The organism is Streptomyces chartreusis (assembly GCF_008704715.1).
GTDB classification, from domain to species: domain Bacteria; phylum Actinomycetota; class Actinomycetes; order Streptomycetales; family Streptomycetaceae; genus Streptomyces; species Streptomyces chartreusis.
In genome coordinates, this window is record NZ_CP023689.1 from 9,329,273 (window position 1) to 9,348,736 (window position 19,464).

A 19,464-nucleotide genomic window follows, 5' to 3' on the forward strand; every position below is an offset into this window, starting at 1 on the left:
GTACGGCACTGCCAACGCGCCCGCGACCGGCGCTGTTCCCGTCCCTCCAGGTCAGACCAGGGGGATCGTCACCTCGTCCTCCACCGGCGGGTCCAGCTCCTGCGCGCGGCTGCCGGTGGCGGCGTAGCAGCGCAGCCGCACGGTCTCCGGGGTGACGTCCAGCCGGAGGAACTGCTTGAAGAACGGCGGGCTGTACGTCGCCGAGCTCGGTGAGAACAAGGACGTGTAGATCTTGCGCACCGGGAGGCGGAAGCGTGCCGCGCGATCGGGGCGGCGGCCGGCGCCGAGCAGCCCGGCCACCAGACGGGTGCGCCAGGTGATGCGGGCCGTCTTCTGCTGGGCACGGGTGAGCGGCATCTCCAGTCGCTCGGCGACCACGGCCGACGCCTCGGCCTCGGTCAGGGTGAAGAAGCGGCGCAGGCGCAGCCGGCGGCCGTACAGCTTGCTGTAGAACGCCAGGGAGTCGCCGCGCAGCGGATAGCAGCGGAAGTCCTTCTCGGTGACGTTGGCGATGTCGACCCGGGGGATGGTGTGCGTGGCGTGCATGAACGCGCCGCCGCCGCCCGAGACCACGTACTGGATCGTGCGGCCGTCCACCTGCACCGGGTAGCGCTGGTAGTTGTGGATGTCGCCGCCGATCGCCGCGACATAGCGGTGTGCCGGGTCGCGGACGATGTCGTCGACGGTGCCGCCGCCCTCGATCGCGCAGGGGTGGTGTGCGCCGTCCACGTACAGGGGCGAGCCCGTGATGAGGATCTTCGGGCGGGGGCCCTGCGACACCTCGCGCAGCCACGCGCCCTGTTCGGCGTCGAGGGTGCCGAGCAGCCCGGTGTCGATGCCGATGATCCGCACCGGCCCGGCGTCGATCGCCCAGTACGGCCCCGGCTGCACCGCCTGTTGTGCGGCGGCCGACCTCAACTGACGAGCAGCGTCGAGCCGTTGGCCGTCACCCTTGCGCGGCTTGTGCCACAGCACCTTTTGCAGCCAGGCCTTGCTGAGCACGCGCGGCGCGGGTTGCGGGGCGAGGGGCGGGGCGTCGCCGCAGAAGACGCGCATGAAGGCGCCGAGGTCCTCGTACCAGTCGTGGTTGCCCGGTATCGCGTATATGGGCGCCTGGTAGCCCTGGTAGGGCCGGAAGAACTTGGTGCCGTAGTCGTCGGCGCTGCCGACCGGGTAGATCACATCGCTGGCGAGGACGGCGAACCGGGTGTCCTGACCCGTCTTCAGGAAACCCGGCACGACGGAGTACTGAGGGTCGTCGCCCTCGCCGGTGTCGCCGATGACGAGGAAGGAGAACCGGTCGGGGTCGTCGCGCCGGATCACCTTGTCGGCGGGCACGCCCGAGGCCGCCCGCTGGGCCACCCAGCGACTGCGGGTACGGCCTGTGGGATCCCCGAACCAGGACGCCAGCACACCGTTGCGGGCGGCCCACAGCATTCTGGGGTCGAGCCAGGAGATCTTCTCGACCTCGGCCGGCATCAGCCGCTTGTACGTGCCGAGTTCGGTGGCGCCCCAGCCGGCGCCTTCGGCGGTATCGCGAGAGGAATCAGACACCGGTGCACCGTAACAATGATCTAGAGACTGCCGAGAGGGGGAGCGGGGACGCGGCGCGTCGGCCCGCCCCCGCACCGCCCCGGTCACCGTCTGCGGGCGTAACTCTCCCGCCTGGGCCGGGAAGTCCACGTGGGCGCTTTCGACGCGGGCTCGTGATCGGGCCGTTGAGCAGGTCCGGTCCGCCGGGTCGTCTCCTCGGAGGTGCCCGCGCTGCTGTCGCCCAGGACCAGGAGCGGGTCGAACATCACGACCACACCGGCCAGGACCAGGAAGACGGTCGGCCCCAGCAGCATGGGAAGCAGCAGTGAGGTGGGCGAGTCACCGGCCCAGGAGGCGCCGGTCGTGCCGTGCAGATGGACGCTGACGGCCGCCATGCCCGTGTAGTGCATCCCGGAGACCGCCACGCCCATGACGAGGCTGGCGCCGAGGCTGGTGAGGAAGCCGCGGATCGTGACGGCCGCCCACAGCGCGGCGGTCGCGGCGATGATCGCGATCAGGACCGACAGTGCCACGGTGGACGCGTCGTACTCGACGTCCGCGTCGAGGCGCAGCGCCGCCATCCCCAGATAGTGCATGGCCGCCACCCCGAGTCCCGTGACGACGCCCGCGCTGCTCAGCGCCGCCCGCCCGGCGCCCAGGTAGCCGACGATGAACACGCCGACGCCGACCACGACGATCGCCACGACGAGACTGAGGACGGTGAGTCCCGTGTCGTAGCGGATCCGGGTCTCCTCGACCTGGAAGCCGATCATGGCGATGAAGTGCATCGTCCAGATGCCGGAGCCGATCGCGGCGGCGCCGAGCGCCAGCCAGCCCGGCTTCCACGACTGTCCGCCCACCAGGGACCGCACGATGCAGCGCAGCCCCAACGCCCCTCCCAGGCAAGCCATCAGATAGGCCGCCACCGGGGTCACCGCACCGTAGCGGAACCCGTCGACCGTGCCTTCCATGAAGCCAACTCCCCCCAGAGTCATGGCCAGTTGTGGAGAACAAGGTGTACGGGGCAAGAGAGCCGGAAAGCAAGCCTTTACCGCCGGTAGCCGTTGAACTCTGCATCAACATAGGCCGACTCCAGTCACAGAGAGGCCGGATTCGGCCAAACGGTGGCCGGACGCGGCTCGGCCTCCCCGAGCCACGAGTGGTGTCGGTCCCGTGGATGTGGCACAGATGGAGTGGAGACGGGTGGCGGCACGCGGCAGGCATCGGCGGGAAGGCCCGGACATGGAGGAGCTCGCGATCATCGAGGCACCGTCCGTGCTGGGCCTGCGGCCGTCCGGCGTCCAGGACCTGCCGACGGCCCTGCTGGAGGCGGGGCTCATCGCGGGTCTGCCGGCGGTACGGGCCGGTCGCGTGGAGCCACCGCCCTACGATCCGGTGCGCGACGCCGACACCGGGGTCCTCAACCCCCACGGTATCGCGGAGTACTCCGTCCGGCTGGCCGACGCCGTCCGTGACGTCCTCGACGGCGGCCGTTTCCCGGTCGTCCTCGGCGGCGACTGCACCGTCCTGCTCGGCAACCTCCTCGCCCTGCGCCGCCGCGGACGCCCCGGACTGCTGTTCCTCGACGGGCACACCGACTTCTACCAGCCCTCGGCGGAGCCCAACGGCGAGGCGGCCTCGATGGAACTCGCCCTCGCCACGGGACGCGGCCCCCGCCTGCTCACCGACCTGGAGGGACGCGGACCCCTGCTGCGGGACGAGGACGTGGTGGCCTTCGGGTTCCGCGACGTGGACGAGTCCGCCGAGGCCGGCATGCAGCCCCTCCCGCCCGGCCTGCACGCCCTCGACCTGGACGAGGTGCGCGCGTCCGGTGCGGCCGGCGCGGCACGCCGGGCCGTGGACCGGCTCACCGCGGGCACGAGCAGCGGGTTCTGGGTGCACCTCGACGTCGACGTCCTGGACGACGCGATCATGCCCGCCGTCGACTACCGGCAGCCGGGCGGACTGACCTGGCAGGAACTGGAGAGCGTGCTCGGCACGGCCCTGGCCACCCCAGGTGCCGTGGGGTTCGACGTCACGATCTTCAACCCCCGCCTCGACCCGGACGGCACGATCGCCGCCCGTCTCGCCGAGTGCCTGCGACGGGCACTGTCGGCGCGCACGCGGACGGAGAACGCGGGACATCGAGGTCGTCGGGCCCCCTGAATTTGCCGAACCGGCAACGAGGCTCGTGGCGCCTCTACCGGCCGACGCAGGATGGCAGAGCCACTACGCGCCGCTCATGCGCAGCCCGGGAGGAAACATGCCGCAGCCCGCACACGCGACGTCCACGGACGCCACGCACCGTCTGGTCCCCGCTCCCGCCGGGAGGATCCACGTCGCGGAACAGGGAACCGGGCCGCTGGTGCTCCTCGTGCACGGCTTCCCGGAGTGCTGGTACTCCTGGCGCCACCAACTTCCGGCACTCGCGGCGGCCGGATACCGCGCGGTCGCCGTCGACGTGCGCGGCTACGGCCGTTCCTCCCGGCCCGAAGCGGTGGAGTCGTACCGGATGCTGGAGCTGGTCGACGACAACGTCGCCGTCGTGGAAGCCCTCGGTGAGCGCGACGCCGTCATCGTGGGGCACGACTGGGGCGCCACGATCGCCGCCACCTCCGCGCTGCTGCGCCCCGACGTGTTCCGCGCCGTCGGGCTGCTGAGCGTCCCGTACACCCCGCCCGGCGGCCCGAAGCCGAGCGAGGTGTTCGCGGGGATGGGCGGCCCGGAGGAGTTCTACGTCTCCTACTTCCAGGAGCCCGGCCGTGCGGAGGCCGAGATCGAGCCCGACGTCCGCGGCTGGCTCGCCGGTTTCTACGCCGCCCTGTCCGCCGACACCATGCCGGGGCCCGGTGCCCCCGACCCGCACTTCGTCACGCCGGGCGGCACACTGCGCGAACGCTTCCCCGCCGACCGTCTGCCCGCCTGGCTCGACGAGTCCGACCTGGACGTCTACGCCGGGGAGTTCGAACGCACCGGCCTGATCGGGGCCCTGAACCGCTACCGGAACATGGACCGGGACTGGGCGGACCTCGCCGGCCACGGCGGCGCCCCCGTGACCCAGCCCTCGCTGTTCCTCGGCGGCGCGCTGGACCCCTCGACCACCTGGCTCGCCGACGCGATCGCGGCCTACCCCACCACCCTGCCCAGCCTCACCTCCTCGCACCTCCTCGACGGCTGCGGCCACTGGCTCCAGCAGGAACGCCCTCAGGAGACCAACCGCCTGCTGACCGAATGGCTCGACGCCCTCTAGCCGGCGAAACGCTCACGCCCCCGCGGGCACCGGCCGCTTGATCAGATACGCGGCGGACGAGGTCACCAGGACCGTCATGCAGGCGATGAACACCAGACCCGCACCCTCCAGACCCATCGGGCCGGTCAGCACCCCCACCCCGATGACCGGGAGCGAGATGCCGCCGTACGCCACCACGAACAGCGTCGAGATGACGGCCGCACGCCGGTCCGCCGGGGACGCCTGCGCCACCGCCGACAGGGCCGCCCGGAACGCCAGCCCCTGACCGACCCCGCCGACGACCGCGCTCGCCACCACCAGCGCCAGCAGGTCCCACAGCAGCGCTCCCGCCAGCAGCGCCAGCCCGACCAGCAGCAGACCGCAGCCCAGCGGCAACGACCGGCTCACGCCCACCCGGCCGACGGCCAGTTGCCCGGCGGTCGACGCGAAGAACGCCATCGCCACCACGAGCCCGCTCACGGCGTGGTTGCGCTCGTTCAGGGACTCCGCGAGGAAGGCCGGACTGACCGAGGTGAACACACCGAACAGCGCGAAACCCGCGAACGAGGCGGTCGCCGCGGGCCCGAACACCGGCCGCACCTGCGGAGGCAGACTCGGTTTCTGCGGCCGTACCGTCCCGAGCCGCCGCCGCTCCCGGACGGTCTCCGGCAGCCACAGCACGACCACCGCCGAGCAGGCCACCAGGGCGAGATGCACGGCGAACGGCAGATACAGCGGCCACGGGGCGTACTGCGCCAGCACCCCCGCGAGCAGTGGACCGCAGCCCAGCCCGCCCATGTTGGCCGCGGTCGCGACCAGCGTGGCGCGGGCGGCGCCGTCGCGCGGGGCCAGCTCCATGACGTACGCCGTGGCGGCCCCGGTGAGCAGACCGGCCGACAGACCCGACAGCAGCCGGCCCGCGTACAGCCAGCCCAGTGACGTGGCCAGCAGGAAGCAGACGGCACTCACCGCCGCGCAGCCCAGGGCCGCGAGGATCACCGGACGCCGGCCGACCGTGTCGGAGGCGTTGCCCGCGAGCAGCAGTACGCCGATGACCGCGAAGGCGTACACCGCGTACACGATGGTGACCGTCAGCTCGGAGAACCCGAACTTGTCCTGGTAGTGGCCGTACAGGGGAGTCGGCAGCGTGGTCCCCGCCATGCCGACCGCGAACACCGCCCCGCCGAGCAGACACGCCCGCCACGTCCGTCGCACACCGAGGTCCGTGCCCCGGACACCGTCCTGTACCGGCATGGTCAGACGTCGCACTCGTCGGGCGGGTTCGCCATCGAGGTCATCCGGGTTTCTCCCCACGGTCCGGTCGTGCGGGCGGGCGATGCGGGCACCGCTCCAGCTTGCGCCCGCCGCACCGGCACCGCACGTGTTCACCCCGCCGTTCAGGGGGCTTCGGCGGGGGCGTCCGCGTCGAGTGCCGCCGCGCGCAGAGCGGCCGCCACGCGGGCGACCGGCTCGGACGGCGGCAGGGGGAGGCGGGCCAGGACCAGGCGCCGCTGCTCCTGGGGCCCGCCCCGTACCGGGAGTACGCGGACGCCGGGCGGCGCGGCGGAGGCAAGGACGGCGGGTACGGTCGTCAGCCCGCAACCGGCGGCCACGAGCTGCAGCTTGGCCAGCCAGTCACGGGCCGTGTGGGCGATCTCCGGACGCTCGTCCAGACCCGGCCACACCCCCATCAGACGGTCCTCGCCGGTGGTGGAACCGGCGATCCAGCGCTGCCCGCGCAGATCGGCCACATCGACGAAGTCACCGCGCGCGAGCGGGTGCGCGGCGGGCACCGCCAGACGCAGCGGGCGTTCGCTGAGTGTCCGCAGCGCGAGCGGGGGCGACTCCGCGTCCGGGGCGCGGAACGGCGGCGCCGATCCGAGCAGCGCCAGATCGAGGCTGCCCGCCCGCAGCGCCCGTACCAGCGCCGGAGTGCCGCCCTCGCGGCCCACGACCTCCAGACCGGGGTGAGTGCGGCGCAGGGCGGCCAGCGCTCGGGGCACCAGCACGGCGCCCGCACTGGGGAACCAGCCCAGCCGCACGGTCGCGGCCTGGTCGGGCAGCCCGGACAGCTCGCGGGCGGTCGCCTCGATCTCGTCGAGCACGACCGTCGCCCGGCGCATGACCACCCGGCCCGCCGCCGTCAGCCGCACCCCGTCGCGTCGCCGCTCCAGCAACTCCGCGCCCGCGGCCCGCTCGATCGCGGCGATCTGCCGGGACACCGCCGACTGGGTGTATCCCAGCGATCCGGCGGCCGCCGTGAAGGTCCCCTGCTCCGCCACCGCCCGGAACACCCGCAGCGCGGTCAGCGACACCTCGGTGAAGTCCATGACGTTCACGCATACCATGCGTGCTCGACTCTCGTTGGACTCATGGACCGGGCGTTCCTAGCGTGACAGGCATGAACGCTTCACGCATCGCCCTCGTCACCGGCGCCAACCAGGGACTCGGCCGCGCCCTCGTCGAAGGACTCGCGGCCCGCATGCGCCCGGACGACCTGGTCCTGCTCACCGGTCGCAGCCCGCAGCGCGTGACCGAGGCCGTCCACGAGGTCACCCGGCTGCCCGGCACGCACGCCCGCGTCGAGGGCCGGGTCCTGGACGTCACGGACAACGACGCCATCGCCCGCCTCGCGGAGGACCTCCGGGCCCGGCACGGCGGGGTCGACGTCGTCGTCTCCAACGCGGTCGCCCGTCTGCTGCCCGGGGAGTCGCAGGCACAGCGCGCCGACGAGTTCATCGACGTCTCCAACACCGCCACGCACGCCGTACTGCGCTCCTTCGGCCCGGTGCTGCGTCCGGGCGGCCGGCTGATCGTCGTGGCCAGCTCTCTGGGCACGCTCGGTCACCTCGACCCACGGCTGCACCACCTGTTCGACGGCGCGAGCCTCGACCAGGTCGAGTACGCCGTCGAGTCCTGGCGCGGCGCCGTGCACCGCGATACCGCCACCGAGGCGGGTTGGCCCCTCTGGCTGAACGTGCCCTCGAAGGTCGCCCAGGTCGCCGCCGTCCGCGCGGTCGCCGCCGAGCGCCGCGACCACGACCTGGCCACCGACACCCTGATCGCCGCCGTCTGCCCCGGCATGGTCGACACCGCCACCTCACGCCCGTGGTTCAGCGACTACAGCCATGCCCGGTCCCCCTCCGACGCCGCCCGCCCGGTGCTCGACCTGATCTTCACCGAGCACGTCGACCCTTCCCTCTACGGCGAGTTGGTCCGTTTCGGCAGGCCCCTCGACTGGCACGACGGCACACCGCCGGTGGAACAGGACAGGCTACTCACGCCCTGAGACGCCCACTCCGGGCGCCCGTCCCGGTCCCTCAGAACGTCCGCTTCAGCAGATCCAGGAGTGCCGCCCAGTGCCGCTCGTCGCCCTCGCGGTCGTACGCGGAGGTGTCGGACTGCGTGTACCCGTGCCCGGCACCCGGGTAGACCTCGCAACGGTGCCGTACGCCGGCCTTCGTGAGCGCGTTCTCCAGGCGCTCGATCTGCTCGGTGGGCAGGGACGGGTCCTGGTCGGCGTGGCCGAAGTACAGCTCGGCGGTGATGTGTTCGGCCACCAGGTGCGGGCTGTCCGGCGCCTCCGTCGCAAGCCGCCCGCCGTGGAAGCCGGCCGCCGCGGCGACCCGGTCCGGATACGTACCGGCCGTGAGGAGGGTCAGCCGGGCGCCCATGCAGTAGCCGGTCAGTGCGACCGGGCCGTCGGCCGCCGCCGGGCAGTCGGCCAGCCAGCGCAGATACGCGCCGGCGTCCCGCATCGCCGCCTCGGGCGTCAGCTGCTGCATGACCGGCATGATGCTCTGGAAGATCTCCGGCCGCGCCGCCGGATCGATGAACTCGGGCAGATCGAAGAGCGGAGCGCGCCCGGCCCGGTAGAACACGTTCGGCACCAGCACCGTGTAGCCGGCCCCGGCGAGCCGGTCCGCCATCTGCTCGAGTCGCGGCCGCAGACCGAAGGCGTCCATGTAGAGCAGGACCGCGGGACGCGGCTCGCCGTCGGCGGGGTGGGACAGATACGCGTCGGCGACGCCGTCCTCGGTGGGGATGTCGACGGCGGTTCCCTGTACGGAGGTCATGGGGGGTTGCCTCTCTGCGCAGTCCACGGCGAACGGGTCGCCGACCCGGTGGAGCCGGGCCGCGCACATGGTTTCATGCACCATCCAACGGCCCGAGGCGCCCCCTCCCGCTTGGCGACCGCTTTACTCGAACCTGGAGACGTCACCCGCTCCCACGCGCACGATCTCCGCCTCGCCACCCGAGAAGTCGATCACCGTGGTCGGCTCGGTGCCGCATTCCCCGGAGTCGACGACCGCGTCCAGCACATGGTCGAGCCGGTCCTTGATCTCCCAGCCCTGGGTCATCGGCTCCTCCTCGTCCGGCAGCAGCAGCGTGCTGGACAGCAGCGGCTCGCCCAGCTCGCTGAGCAGCGCCTGCGTCACGACGTGGTCGGGGATGCGCACGCCCACCGTCTTCTTCTTCGGGTGCTGGAGCATGCGCGGCACCTCCCTCGTCGCGGGCAGGATGAACGTGTAGCTGCCGGGCGTCGACGCCTTGATCGCGCGGAACACGTCGTTGTCGATCCGCACGAACTGGCCGAGCTGCGCGAAGTCCTGGCACACGAGGGTGAAGTGGTGCCGGTCGTCCAGCCGACGGATCGTGCGGATCCGGTCGATGCCGTCACGGCTGCCCAGCCGGCAGCCCAGCGCATAGCAGGAGTCCGTCGGATACGCGATGAGCGCACCCGAACGGACGCTGTCCGCGATCTGGGCGATGGTGCGCGGCTGAGGGTTGTCGGGGTGCACATCGAAGTACTTCGCCATTCACCGAGCCTATGCCCTGTGCGCCCCCGCAGCCGCCCAGGCCCGGTCGGCCGCGCGACGTCCGGAAGTTCTGGTCGGTGTCCGGGCACCCCACGTTCACGGATGTGTGAGGTAACGTCCCCGACCGGTACGTCGTGGATGAAGTGCAGGACGAGGTGAAGGCCGAGTGGCTGGCAGAGAGGACGGGAACCGTCGGGCGGGGACGGGGAGCGCCGACGGCTCGGCGTGGGCGCAGGAGTTGCTGGAGCATCTGCGGCCCCATGGACGGGACGTCCGCCGGGTCGTGACCTGGCTCGCCGGCGCGGTGCAGGGCATCGCCTCGCTCCAGGACGACACCGGCAGGCTCCTCGCGGGAACGCGGCCGCCGCTGGACGAGGACCTCGTCGCGGCCGTCGCCGCCGGCCGGATCGCCTCGGCCGCCTGGGAGGGGCAGGGCCGTCATCTGCGGCTGGTGCGGGTCACGTACCCCAATCCCTCGGCGGCGGGCGTCCTCGCCGTGTCGCGGGAGACGCCCTTCGACCGGCGGACCTCCGACATCGTCACGCACACCGTCCAGGTCATCGAACTCCTCCTCCAGGCGGAGGAGACCACCGCCGCCGGGCTCCGGCTCGAACGGGCCACGTCCGATCTGCGGCTGGCGATCCTGCAACTGCTCATGGTCGAGGACACCGTCTCCGCGCGCCGCGTCGCCGCGGGGCTGTGGCCCGGACTGCTCGACACCGACACCGCCTGCGTCCACGTCGTCGAAGGCACCGTCGAGGAACGCGACCTGGTCGCCGAGGAATGCATCGACGTGACGGGCGAGCGGGCGCTCGTCGTGCTCTGCCCGGCGGTGGACGAGCATGTGATCGTCGTGACGCCCGGCGAGTCGGAGGCCCGCGACCTGCGGTCACTGATCGGCGGACGCCCCCGCACCTTCATCGGCGGCAGCGCCCGGCAGAGCCTGGCCCGGACCGCCACCGCGTACGGGCAGGCCGTCAGCGCCCTCGCCGTGGCCCACTTCCGCCCCGACAAGGCGGCCGTCTACGCCGAACGCACCCACCCCGAGCGCCTCATCGACCCGGTGGCCCTGCGCGACTGGACCGACCGGCTGCTGCGCCCGCTCGACACCCTGCCGCACCACACCCGCGCCGAACTGCTCGCCACCACCCGGCTCGGCCTGGAGTTCACCGCCGTCAACGCCGCCAAGGTCCTCGGCGTCAGCCGCAACACCGTCCGCGCCCGCATGGAACGCGTGGAGACCCTGCTGCGCACCGACTTCGGCAACCTCACGGCCCGAGCCGTCGTCCACCTCGCGCTCAACATCCAGGTCAGCTTGGCGGACACACCGGCCGGCGACGACAGCTCGGACGACGCCCCCGTCTCGCTGTGCGACCTGCTGTCCGGGCCCGCGATGCGCACCTGGGCGCAGGACCTGCTCGCCCACCTCGACCAGGACACCCGTGACCTGCGCCGCACCCTGCGGACCTGGATCGCCGAGGGCGCCAACGCCGAACGGACGGCGCAGACCCTGGGCGTCCACGCGCAGACCGTCCGCGAGCACGTCCGCAGCGCGGAGCCTGTCCTCGAACGCCAGCTGCTCGCCGGCGGCAGCGACCTGTACGAGGTCGTACTGGCCCATCTCGCGCTGGACGACCTGGATCAGCCCGCCCTCCACGGGGTGAAAACGGGCCTTCCGGACTCACTTGTGCACGGGTGAGTGCCGGGGGCTCTGCAGTGGGCACCGACGCGATACCCAATGTCTCCGTCGCAGACGTAAGTTCGACTCTCCGCGGGGACACGACCGGAACGGGGGACCGGTCGCGTCCCCGCGCCCTGAATCGGTCATCCGCGCATCAATGCGGTCATCCGCGCATCGAGACCGTCATCCGCGCAGCAGTACCGGGATCTCCTGCCAGCCGAACGCGATGAACGACGGAACCTGACGCAGCTCCTCCTCGCGCACGGCCAGCCGCAGGTCGGGGAAGCGCTCGAAGAGGGCGGGCAGCGCCGTCAGGGCCTCGACACGGGCCAGCGGCGCCCCGATGCACCGGTGCACACCGATCCCGAACGCCAGATGGTCGTCGGCCCCGCGCGAGGCGTCGAAGGAGTCCGCGTCCTGGCCGTAGTGCGCGGGATCCACCCCCGCGGCCGCGTACGTCGTGATGATGGCGTCCCCGGCCGCGACGGTCACGTCCCCGACCTCGATGTCGCTGACGGCGAACCGCAGGGGCAGCGACGCGATCGACGGATGCACCCGCAGCGTCTCGTCGATCACCGCGTCCCAGCCGATCTTGCCGGACCTCACGTCCGCCAGCTGCTCGGGATGGGTCAGCAGGGCCACGACCGCGTTGCCGATGAGATTGACCGTCGTCTCGAACCCGGCTCCGATCACCAGTAGCAGCGTGTACAGCAGCTCCTCGTCGCTGAGCCGGTCGCCGTCCTCGTCGCGGACCCGGATCAGCTCGGTCGTCAGATCGTCCCCGGGGTGCTCGCTGCGGTGGGCGATGAGCGCGGGCAGCACCGTGCCGATCTGCTCCTGCACGAACGCGGCGTGCTCCGGACTCGGGTCGGAGGTGTCCATGATCGCCGCGATGAGGGTCCCGGTCGCCTCCTGCAACTCGTCCGGGACACCAAACAGTTCGCAGATCATCCGCATCGGCAGCGGATGCGCGAACCCGGCCTTGAGATCGACCTCCGCGTCCCCCTTGTCGAGCGCGTCCAGCAGCTCCCCGGTGATCGCCTCCACGCGCGGGCGCATCACCTCCGTGCGCCGCTGGGTGAAGCTCGGCGCGACCAGTTTGCGCAGCCGCGCATGGTCGGTGCCGTACGTCGAGAGCATGTTGACCACGCCGACCCAGCCCAGGATCCAGCCCCAGGAGGGGTGTTCGGCTATCTCGGGCCACAGCCGCCAGTGCTGCCTGGGGTCCTTGCTGACCCGGGGGTCGAGGATGAGTTCCTTCAGGGTGTCGTAGCCCGTGGGCGCCCACACGGGGATCCCGCCCGGCAGGTCCACGGGCACGATCGGGCCGAGGGCGCGCAGCCGGGCGCTCTCGCCGGGGATGTCGGCGCCGAACGGGTCGAGGGCGAAGCGGTCGGTGCGGTCGGACACGGTCACGAAGGAACTCCTGGCTGGTCGGGGGAGCGAGGGCTGAACCGGACGGGCAACGAGGTCAGCGAGCGATGGAACGGGCCGGGTCGCCAGGTCAGTCGCTCCCGGGGCACCACCGGCTCCATGTCGGGCAGCCACTGGGTGAGCCGCTCGATCGCCTCGGTGGCGATGAGCAGCGTGTGCTGCCGCACCGGGCACGCGTGCGGGCCCGCCGACCACGACAGATGCGAGGCGTCGCGGGGATGGCGGTCACCGGTCACCTCCCGCTCGGCGAAGTGCGCGAGCGCCCCGTACGAGACGACGACCGGAACCGCGGCCCTGATCCAGGTGCCGTGGAAGGACACAGGGCCGCGCGCGTAGTGGATGCCGTAATTGGCGAGCGGCGTCTCGTGGTGCAGCACCTCCACCACCGCGTCCGTCACCGGGCGGGCCCCGCTGGTGAGAGTGGAGTAGTACTGCGCGTTGCCGAGGATGCGGGACAGCGCGTTCGACACCAGGTTGGCCGTCGGCTCGTGCCCGGCGCCCAGGGTCAGGAACACCTGCCAGGTGACCTCCTCCGCCGTGAGCCCGGCGGGGTGGTCGAGGAGCCGGCTCGGCAGGTCGTCGCCCCGTTCCTCGGACTTGGCCGCGATCAGCTCCAGGACGTAGCCGCCGAACTCCGCCTCGCCCTCCGCCGATTCGGCGCCGCCCTCCATCATCTTGCCCAGGGCCACGTCGAGCCGGTCGCTCTGGCTGTCCGGCAGCCCGAAGAGACTGTTGAACACCAGCGCCATCAGCGGCCGGGCGAACTCGCCCACCAGATCGGCCCTGCCCTTCGGCCCGAACCGACCGACTAGCACCCGCACCGCACGGTGCACCCGGGCCCGCAGATCGTGCGGCTCGATCCGGTCGAAGGTGTCGATCAGCGAGCTGCGGTACCGGACATGCGCCGCCCCGTCGGCGAACAGGGTGTTGGGCCGCCAGCGCATCATCCCGAGCACCGGCGAGTCGTCGGCGACCGTGGCCTCCCACGGCCGCGGGTCGTGAGAGAACGTCTCCGTGTCGTGCAGCAGATCCAGCGCCGCCCGCCGGTCGGTGACGACGTACGCCGGCACGCCCGGCGCCAACTCCGCCCAGCCGACCGGGCCCTGGGCGCGCAGGGCGTCGTAATAGGGATACGGATCCAGTGCGAAACCGTCCTCCCACAGCCGCACGGGCGCCGAGCGGGCGAAGGTCTGCCGGTCGGGGGAGTGGGTGGTCATCCGGGTCACCGGTCCTCAGGGGCGTGACGTTCGATCAGGTGCTGGACCAGCGCGAGCAGCGCGTCGACGGACGAGTCGGCGTCACGCGCGTCGCACGTCACCATCGGCGTGCCCGCCGCCAGGTCCAGGGCGGCGCGCAGTTGTTCCTCGGTGTGGTGCCGGGGCGCGTCCGGGAAGTCGTTGAAGGCGACCGCGTACGGCAGCCCCGACTCCTCCACCAGCCCCAGCACGTCGAACGACGCGTCGATACGACGGCTGTCGACCAGGACGAGTGCTCCTAGCGCGCCGTAGGCGATGTCGTCCCACAGCGCCCGGAACCGCTCCTGCCCGGGCGTGCCGAACAGATACAGCACGACCCCGCCCGGCAGGCTGATCCGGCCGAAGTCGACGGCGACCGTGGTCGTCGCCTTGTCCCGCACCCCGGCGAGATCGTCCAGCGGCGCGGACGCCTCGCTGATCGGTTCCTCGGTGTGCAGCGGCCGGATCTCGGAGACGGAGCCGATCAGGGTCGTCTTGCCCACCCCGAACGGGCCGGCGACCAGGATCTTGACGAGGTCGCGGGCGGTGTCGGGCAGGTGGATGTCCCCGGAGTCACGGGGGACATCACCGGTGCGGCTAGGTGTGCTTGAGGGCGCGAAGGCCATCGGCCACTCTTTTCAGCAGATCGGGGTCGAAGCGCTCGGCGGGCGGGATCGGCGCGCGGGACGACGCCAGCTCCCGGTCGATGAGCTCGCCAGCGAGAACGCGTACGGCGGACACGGGCAGCCGCAGCAGCGCCGCCGCCTCCACCACCGTGAGCGAGCCGTCGTCCAGGGCGTCCAGCAGGGCGAGTTGCGCCGCGGGCAGACCGGCGGGCGCGAGGGTGCGGGTGCTGCTGAGCACCGACAGCCGCTCCAGATGGGGGCGGCTCGGCCGGGCCACGCCGCCGGTCGACAGATACGCGGGAACCAGGGGGCGGCCGCCACGGCGGCCGGTCATGCCGACGCGCCGCCGTCGGCACCTCGGGGCGCGGCCGCCATCGCCTTCTCGCCCAGTCGCGCCACCTGCGAGTGGACCCGGTGCGCGAGCATGTCCAGGCGCACCTCCCCGTCCCCGTACGCGGCGACACAGGAGCCGTGGTCCGTCGGCACGATCAGCACATAGCCGTGGTCGGACTCGATCACGACCTGCCGCACCTCGGCCCGCTCCCGGTCGGCGAACGCGGCGGCCGCCGTACGGCAGGCGCCCTGCACGGTGCTGGTGATGGCGGCGACCCGCTCGGCCGACGGCTGGGTGAGCGCGTCGGTGTACCCGGTCACCAGGCCGTCCCGCGTGAGCAGCACGGCCGCCACCACGTGCGGCACCTCCAGGATCGGTTCGAGCACCCAGGCCGTGTCCCCCGCTTCGCGGCTGGTCATCGAGCCGTTCCCCCTTCATGGTCGTGGTCGGTCTTATCGGTCTGGTCGGTGTCGTGCGCGACGGTTCGGTCCGGCTCGCGCTCGGCTCGCGCGCGCTCCCGCAACGCGGGCTCCGGCACGGAGGCGTTCGGTACGTCTGTGGAGGCGTCGTCGCCGGTGGGCTCGCCGGACGCCTTCCGGGCCGCCGCGGTGCCGGCCTGGAGCGCGCCCAGTGCGGCAGCGGCCTGTTCGGGGCGGCGCTCGGCGGGTGGCGGCGCCGGCGCGTCGTCGGACGCCGGGGTCGTACGGGTGCGGCGGCGCCGGCGCTGCGGGAGACCACCGGTGTCCCGGGGACCGTGATGCCCGGAGACGGCGTCGGTGGCGTCGTCGTGCTCGGCGCCGTAGCCGTGCGTGTCGGCCGAGCGCTCGGTGGCAGCCGCCTGAGAGGGCGCGGTGGGAGGGGCGGTGGCCGGCTCCGGTCGGGTGTCCCGGGCCGCCTCGACGGCGGACGTGGTGGACGCGGAGGAGGCGGGGGGCGCTGAGGAATCGGGTGGCGCCGCTTGTCGCGTGTCGTGCGCCTTCTCCTGCTGTGGCACCCGGGGCTTTCCGGTTCCGGGCTTCTCCTCCCGGGCGGTCGGCCGCGTGGAGCGCGGTGCGCTGGCCGCGGGCGGGCGCTCCTCGGAGTCGATGTCGCTGAGCAGGTGGCTGTCGACCCGCAGTACGGCCCGCACTCCGCCGTACGGCGACGGCGAGGACAGGTCGACGCTCAGGTCGAACTGCCGGGTCAGCTGCCCGATCGCGGCGAGCCCCATGCGCGGCGGATCGCCCAGCTCGGTGAGGAGGATCGGATCGGATCCGGCCACCAGCCGCTGTGCGCGGGCGCGTTCGTCCTGCGTCATGCCGAGGCCCGCGTCGTCCACGGTGACGCAGACGCCGTGATGGACGTGCTCCAGATTGACCACGACGTCGGTGTCCGGCGCGGAGTGCCGCAGGGCGTTGTCGAGGAGTTCGGCGACGATGATCGCGACCGGCTCCACCGCGTGGGACACGAGCCCGGTCCCCGCGGCGAGGTGGTTGTGGATCCGGATCCGGTGGTAGCCCGCGAGCCGGGCCTGGCCGCCGGTCACCGCGTCCACCAGATGCGACTCCTCGCGGGCCAGCCCGACCCAGGCCCCGCACACCACGGCGGCGACCTGCGCCCGCCGCAGCGACTGCTCGTTCTCGTGGTCGAGTTGGAACAGGGTCTGCGTCAACTCGGGGTCGTCGTAGTTCTGCTGAAGTCCGCGGAGCGCGTCCTGGAGCCGGTACAGCGCCGCCTGGATCTCGCGGGTCGCCCCGCGCATTCCGGCCTGGGCCGCGGCGTCGATCCGCGTGCGCTGCGCGGCCAGTTCCACGCGCAGCCCGTTCAGCACGTGTTCGAGCGCGGGTCCCAGGGGTGATTCCGCGGTCTGCGGGTGCAGCGGGCCCGGAACGACGACGTGGAGATGTGTGAGCTGCTGGGCGGCGGCCGGGACCCGCCGGGTCGCCAGATGCTCGATCTCGGCGGTGAACGCCTTGACCGCGCCGTCGAGTTGGCGGTGCAGCGCGTCGATCTCGGCACGCTGGCGCGCCTGTTGTCGCTGTGCGCGCAGCAGCCCGCCGCCCAAGGCGAGAGCGGACAGCATGCCGACGGCGAGACCGCCGGTCGCCAGGTCCGGGAATTCGATCATCGAATGCGTTCCAGAGGTCGGTTCGGGGCAGTCGGGCAGGGCTGGGTCCGAGCGCCGTCGGGCGAGCCGCTCGCAGCACAGTACACACCGTCATCGACTGATCTCGCACGGTCGACGGGTACTTCGCTTCGAAAGTGAAGGGACTCTGCTCACTTCTGCGCGGACTGTCTGAATTGCCTTGCGGAAGGCCCGAGTTGACTTCGATCAAGTGGTTCGCGGGTGCAGGCCGCGGCTGCCGGGGAACCGAGAGCATCGGAGCTCTCGTGCGTACGGAAGTCGTGAAACGCCCGGAAAAGGGACCCCCGCTGCGCCGACCCGGTTTGGACACGTAGGGTTTACATGCGTTCGACTTGCCGAACAGGGCGAGTTGCTATGGTGCTACTCACCGGTAGCAAGCCGGACGGGGGGATGTCAGGGGTCGGCACATCGGTGCCGTGACCCCTCGGCGGGTCGTCGAGACGGAGGGTCGGCAAGGGGGCCGGACCGACCGAGACGTCCGCACCCTTCCCGCACCTGGCCCTCGAACTCCAGTTCGTCGCCCATCGATGCAGACAGGTGAGACTCGCAACATGGTTCGATCTCTGGTCGATCTGCTGTCCCAGCACGCCGCCCACCACCCCGACCGAACCGCCTACCGCTACCTCGCGACCGGCGATCACGACGGCGAGATCCAGGAGATCTCCTACGGCCGTCTCGCCGAGCGGTCCCGGGCCGTGGCCGCCTGGCTCCAGGAGCGCGGCCTGGCCGGCACCCGCGCGATGCTGCTCTACCCGCCCGGCCTCGACTTCATCTGCGGCTACCTCGGCTGCCTCTCCGCCGGAGTCGTCGCCGTGCCGGGCGTCCCGCCGCAGGGGCGTGCGCAGAACCACCGTGCCCTGACCCGGATGAAGCGGCTCATCGCCGACGCCGACGCCAAGGTGATCCTCGGCGGCCGCGAGGTGATCACCGCCCTGTCCGGTCTCGCGGAGCACTTGCCCGAGCTGGCCGACATCACGTGCGTCGCCACCGAGGACATCCCCGACGAGACGGCCGGCTCGTGGCGCGAGCCCGAACTCGACGCCGACTCCGTCGCGTTCCTCCAGTACACCTCCGGCTCCACCTCCGCGCCGCGCGGCGTGATGGTCACCCACGGGAACCTGCTGGACAACGAGCGGGTCATCACCGAGCGCATGGGCCACACACCGGACGTCATCGCGGAGCACGGCCATGAGATGTTCGTCAGCTGGCTGCCGGTGTACCACGACATGGGCCTCATAGGCCCGGTCCTCAACACCGTGTACCTCGGCGTGACCGCCACCCTCTTCTCGCCGCTGCACTTCCTCCAGCAGCCCGAGCGATGGCTCACCGCGATCAGCCACTACCGCCCGCACACCAGCGGCGGCCCCAACTTCGCGTACGAACTCTGCCTCAAGCACGCCACGCCGGCGCTCCTCGACGGACTCGACCTCAGCAGCTGGAAGGTGGCCTTCAACGGCGCCGAACCGGTGCGCGCCGCCACCCTGCGGCGCTTCACCGACACCTTCGCGCCGGCCGGGTTCCGCCGTGAGTCGCTCTACCCCTGCTACGGCCTCGCCGAAGCCACCCTGATGGTCACCGGCAGCACCGTCCACACCCCGCCCACTCTGCTCCAGGCCCCCGAAACCGGCCCGCACGCAGGCCAGTCCGACGCCGCGGCCGTCAGCTGCGGCCGACCTGGGCCCGAAGTCACGGTCGCCATCGCCGACCCCGAACGGCACGAAGAACTGCCCGAGGGGCGGACCGGCGAGATCTGGGTGCGCAGCGCGAGCGTGGCCAAGGGCTACTGGCGCAACGCGCTCGCCACCCGCGAGACCTTCCGCGCCACCCTGGCCGGGCACGACGGCCGCTTCCTGCGCACCGGCGATCTCGGATTCCTGCGCGACGGCGAGCTGTTCGTCACCGGCCGCCTCAAGGACCTCATCGTCATCGACGGCCGCAACCACTACCCGCAGGACCTGGAACTGACCGCCGAGATGGCCCACCCGGCCCTGCGTCCCGGCTGCACCGCGGCGTTCTCCGTCGACGGGAACGACGGCGGCGAATCGGGCAGCGGCGAATCGGGCGGCGGCGAACAGGCCGTCGTCATCGCCGAGATCGCTCCGGACTCGGCCGCCGAGGCGGAGAAGATCATCGACGTCGTCCGCAGCGGCATCGGCGAGGCCCACGGCCTGTCCGTGCGCGATGTCGTCCTGGTCCAGCCGGGCACCATCCCCAAGACCTCCAGCGGCAAGATCCAGCGCCGCGCCTCCCGGGCGGCCTACCTGGGGGGCACGCTCGCCGTGATCCCCGAGCCCGCCGTGAGCTGAGACCCGCCGATCGCCGTGACCCGGCACCGGCCACCTGCCGTGACCCGGCACCGACCGGCCGCCGTGGCCCGGCACCGACCGGCCGCCGTCGGCATCGGCCCGCCCACCGCGGGCCGGCACCGCCGCCGGCCCGTCGACCGT

General features: G+C 72.2%; 17 protein-coding genes. 5 read left to right on the forward strand and 12 right to left on the reverse strand.

The window, feature by feature from the left end; genetic code table 11:
• Positions 1-51 precede the first annotated feature (51 nt).
• Both CP983_RS41400 and CP983_RS41405 read right to left on the reverse strand, forming a co-directional pair.
• Positions 52-1,554 carry a metallophosphoesterase family protein gene (locus tag CP983_RS41400; protein WP_150505579.1) on the reverse strand — a complete coding sequence of 501 codons (1,503 nt, stop codon included), beginning with the start codon at positions 1,552-1,554 and terminating at the stop codon, positions 52-54.
• An 83-nt stretch (positions 1,555-1,637) separates the two neighbouring features.
• Positions 1,638-2,504: an MHYT domain-containing protein gene (locus CP983_RS41405; RefSeq protein WP_150505581.1), complete on the reverse strand. Its 867-nt coding sequence runs from the start codon at positions 2,502-2,504 to the stop codon at positions 1,638-1,640.
• A gap of 271 nt (positions 2,505-2,775) precedes the next feature.
• On the opposite strand from CP983_RS41405, the gene CP983_RS41410 reads away from it, so the two are divergent.
• The gene (locus tag CP983_RS41410) at positions 2,776-3,699 is read left to right on the forward strand and encodes an arginase family protein (protein WP_150505583.1); all 924 of its coding nucleotides are present in this window, start codon (positions 2,776-2,778) and stop codon (positions 3,697-3,699) included.
• 97 nt (positions 3,700-3,796) lie between these two features.
• Positions 3,797-4,783 carry an alpha/beta fold hydrolase gene (locus tag CP983_RS41415; protein ID WP_167537837.1) on the forward strand — a complete coding sequence of 329 codons (987 nt, stop codon included), beginning with the start codon at positions 3,797-3,799 and terminating at the stop codon, positions 4,781-4,783.
• Positions 4,784-4,795: 12 nt separating this feature from the next.
• Here the strand turns inward: CP983_RS41415 and CP983_RS41420 are convergent, their stop codons facing one another.
• Both CP983_RS41420 and CP983_RS41425 read right to left on the reverse strand, forming a co-directional pair.
• Positions 4,796-6,016 (reverse strand): MFS transporter, encoded by a 1,221-nt coding sequence (locus tag CP983_RS41420; RefSeq protein WP_150505587.1) that lies wholly within the window; start codon positions 6,014-6,016, stop codon positions 4,796-4,798.
• Positions 6,017-6,159: 143 nt separating this feature from the next.
• On the reverse strand, positions 6,160-7,092 hold the full coding sequence (locus tag CP983_RS41425; RefSeq protein WP_189748939.1) for a LysR family transcriptional regulator: 933 nt from the start codon (positions 7,090-7,092) through the stop codon (positions 6,160-6,162).
• A 71-nt stretch (positions 7,093-7,163) separates the two neighbouring features.
• Here CP983_RS41425 and CP983_RS41430 point away from each other — a divergent pair, with 71 nt between their 5' ends.
• Entirely contained in the window at positions 7,164-8,051 is an 888-nt protein-coding gene (locus CP983_RS41430) for an SDR family NAD(P)-dependent oxidoreductase (RefSeq protein WP_150505591.1), read from the forward strand.
• A gap of 31 nt (positions 8,052-8,082) precedes the next feature.
• Here CP983_RS41430 and CP983_RS41435 read toward each other — a convergent pair whose 3' ends face one another.
• Positions 8,083-8,838 (reverse strand): dienelactone hydrolase family protein, encoded by a 756-nt coding sequence (locus tag CP983_RS41435; RefSeq protein ID WP_125527633.1) that lies wholly within the window; start codon positions 8,836-8,838, stop codon positions 8,083-8,085.
• Between the two features lie 123 nt (positions 8,839-8,961).
• The gene (locus tag CP983_RS41440) at positions 8,962-9,582 is read right to left on the reverse strand and encodes an L-threonylcarbamoyladenylate synthase (protein WP_163017214.1); all 621 of its coding nucleotides are present in this window, start codon (positions 9,580-9,582) and stop codon (positions 8,962-8,964) included.
• 166 nt (positions 9,583-9,748) lie between these two features.
• On the opposite strand from CP983_RS41440, the gene CP983_RS41445 reads away from it, so the two are divergent.
• Entirely contained in the window at positions 9,749-11,281 is a 1,533-nt protein-coding gene (locus tag CP983_RS41445; RefSeq protein ID WP_150505593.1) for a helix-turn-helix domain-containing protein, read from the forward strand.
• 165 nt (positions 11,282-11,446) lie between these two features.
• Here the strand turns inward: CP983_RS41445 and CP983_RS41450 are convergent, their stop codons facing one another.
• From CP983_RS41450 to CP983_RS41475, 6 genes are read right to left on the reverse strand one after another with little or no spacing between them, the layout of a single operon-like run.
• The gene (locus tag CP983_RS41450) at positions 11,447-12,679 is read right to left on the reverse strand and encodes a cytochrome P450 family protein (RefSeq protein ID WP_150505595.1); all 1,233 of its coding nucleotides are present in this window, start codon (positions 12,677-12,679) and stop codon (positions 11,447-11,449) included.
• Positions 12,676-13,914: a cytochrome P450 family protein gene (locus CP983_RS41455; RefSeq protein WP_125527636.1), complete on the reverse strand. Its 1,239-nt coding sequence runs from the start codon at positions 13,912-13,914 to the stop codon at positions 12,676-12,678. The genes CP983_RS41450 and CP983_RS41455 overlap by 4 nt, the downstream gene beginning before the upstream one ends.
• Positions 13,915-13,919: 5 nt before the next feature.
• Positions 13,920-14,558: a GTP-binding protein gene (locus CP983_RS41460; RefSeq protein ID WP_107909672.1), complete on the reverse strand. Its 639-nt coding sequence runs from the start codon at positions 14,556-14,558 to the stop codon at positions 13,920-13,922.
• The gene (locus tag CP983_RS41465) at positions 14,530-14,892 is read right to left on the reverse strand and encodes a DUF742 domain-containing protein (protein ID WP_125527638.1); all 363 of its coding nucleotides are present in this window, start codon (positions 14,890-14,892) and stop codon (positions 14,530-14,532) included. The genes CP983_RS41460 and CP983_RS41465 overlap by 29 nt, the downstream gene beginning before the upstream one ends.
• Positions 14,889-15,311, reverse strand: coding sequence for a roadblock/LC7 domain-containing protein (locus CP983_RS41470; protein WP_093744622.1), 423 nt, complete (start codon positions 15,309-15,311; stop codon positions 14,889-14,891). Before CP983_RS41470 ends, CP983_RS41465 begins: the two co-directional genes overlap by 4 nt.
• Positions 15,308-16,999 carry an ATP-binding protein gene (locus CP983_RS41475; RefSeq protein WP_150505596.1) on the reverse strand — a complete coding sequence of 564 codons (1,692 nt, stop codon included), beginning with the start codon at positions 16,997-16,999 and terminating at the stop codon, positions 15,308-15,310. Before CP983_RS41475 ends, CP983_RS41470 begins: the two co-directional genes overlap by 4 nt.
• A gap of 569 nt (positions 17,000-17,568) precedes the next feature.
• Here CP983_RS41475 and CP983_RS41480 point away from each other — a divergent pair.
• Positions 17,569-19,323 carry a fatty acyl-AMP ligase gene (locus CP983_RS41480; RefSeq protein ID WP_150505598.1) on the forward strand — a complete coding sequence of 585 codons (1,755 nt, stop codon included), beginning with the start codon at positions 17,569-17,571 and terminating at the stop codon, positions 19,321-19,323.
• Positions 19,324-19,464: the final 141 nt, after the last annotated feature.

Bases quoted from the DNA above. Each gene is read 5' to 3' on its own strand.
- CP983_RS41405 (WP_150505581.1), bottom strand. From the start codon at position 2,504: ATGGAAGGCACGGTCGACGGGTTCCGCTACGGTGCGGTGACCCCGGTG.
- CP983_RS41410 (WP_150505583.1), top strand. From the start codon at position 2,776: ATGGAGGAGCTCGCGATCATCGAGGCACCGTCCGTGCTGGGCCTGCGG.
- CP983_RS41415 (WP_167537837.1), top strand. From the start codon at position 3,797: ATGCCGCAGCCCGCACACGCGACGTCCACGGACGCCACGCACCGTCTG.
- CP983_RS41420 (WP_150505587.1), bottom strand. From the start codon at position 6,016: ATGCCGGTACAGGACGGTGTCCGGGGCACGGACCTCGGTGTGCGACGG.
- CP983_RS41425 (WP_189748939.1), bottom strand. From the start codon at position 7,092: ATGGACTTCACCGAGGTGTCGCTGACCGCGCTGCGGGTGTTCCGGGCG.
- CP983_RS41430 (WP_150505591.1), top strand. From the start codon at position 7,164: ATGAACGCTTCACGCATCGCCCTCGTCACCGGCGCCAACCAGGGACTC.
- CP983_RS41435 (WP_125527633.1), bottom strand. From the start codon at position 8,838: ATGACCTCCGTACAGGGAACCGCCGTCGACATCCCCACCGAGGACGGC.
- CP983_RS41440 (WP_163017214.1), bottom strand. From the start codon at position 9,582: ATGGCGAAGTACTTCGATGTGCACCCCGACAACCCTCAGCCGCGCACC.
- CP983_RS41455 (WP_125527636.1), bottom strand. From the start codon at position 13,914: ATGACCACCCACTCCCCCGACCGGCAGACCTTCGCCCGCTCGGCGCCC.
- CP983_RS41460 (WP_107909672.1), bottom strand. From the start codon at position 14,558: ATGGCCTTCGCGCCCTCAAGCACACCTAGCCGCACCGGTGATGTCCCC.
- CP983_RS41465 (WP_125527638.1), bottom strand. From the start codon at position 14,892: ATGACCGGCCGCCGTGGCGGCCGCCCCCTGGTTCCCGCGTATCTGTCG.
- CP983_RS41470 (WP_093744622.1), bottom strand. From the start codon at position 15,311: ATGACCAGCCGCGAAGCGGGGGACACGGCCTGGGTGCTCGAACCGATC.
- CP983_RS41475 (WP_150505596.1), bottom strand. From the start codon at position 16,999: ATGATCGAATTCCCGGACCTGGCGACCGGCGGTCTCGCCGTCGGCATG.
- CP983_RS41480 (WP_150505598.1), top strand. From the start codon at position 17,569: ATGGTTCGATCTCTGGTCGATCTGCTGTCCCAGCACGCCGCCCACCAC.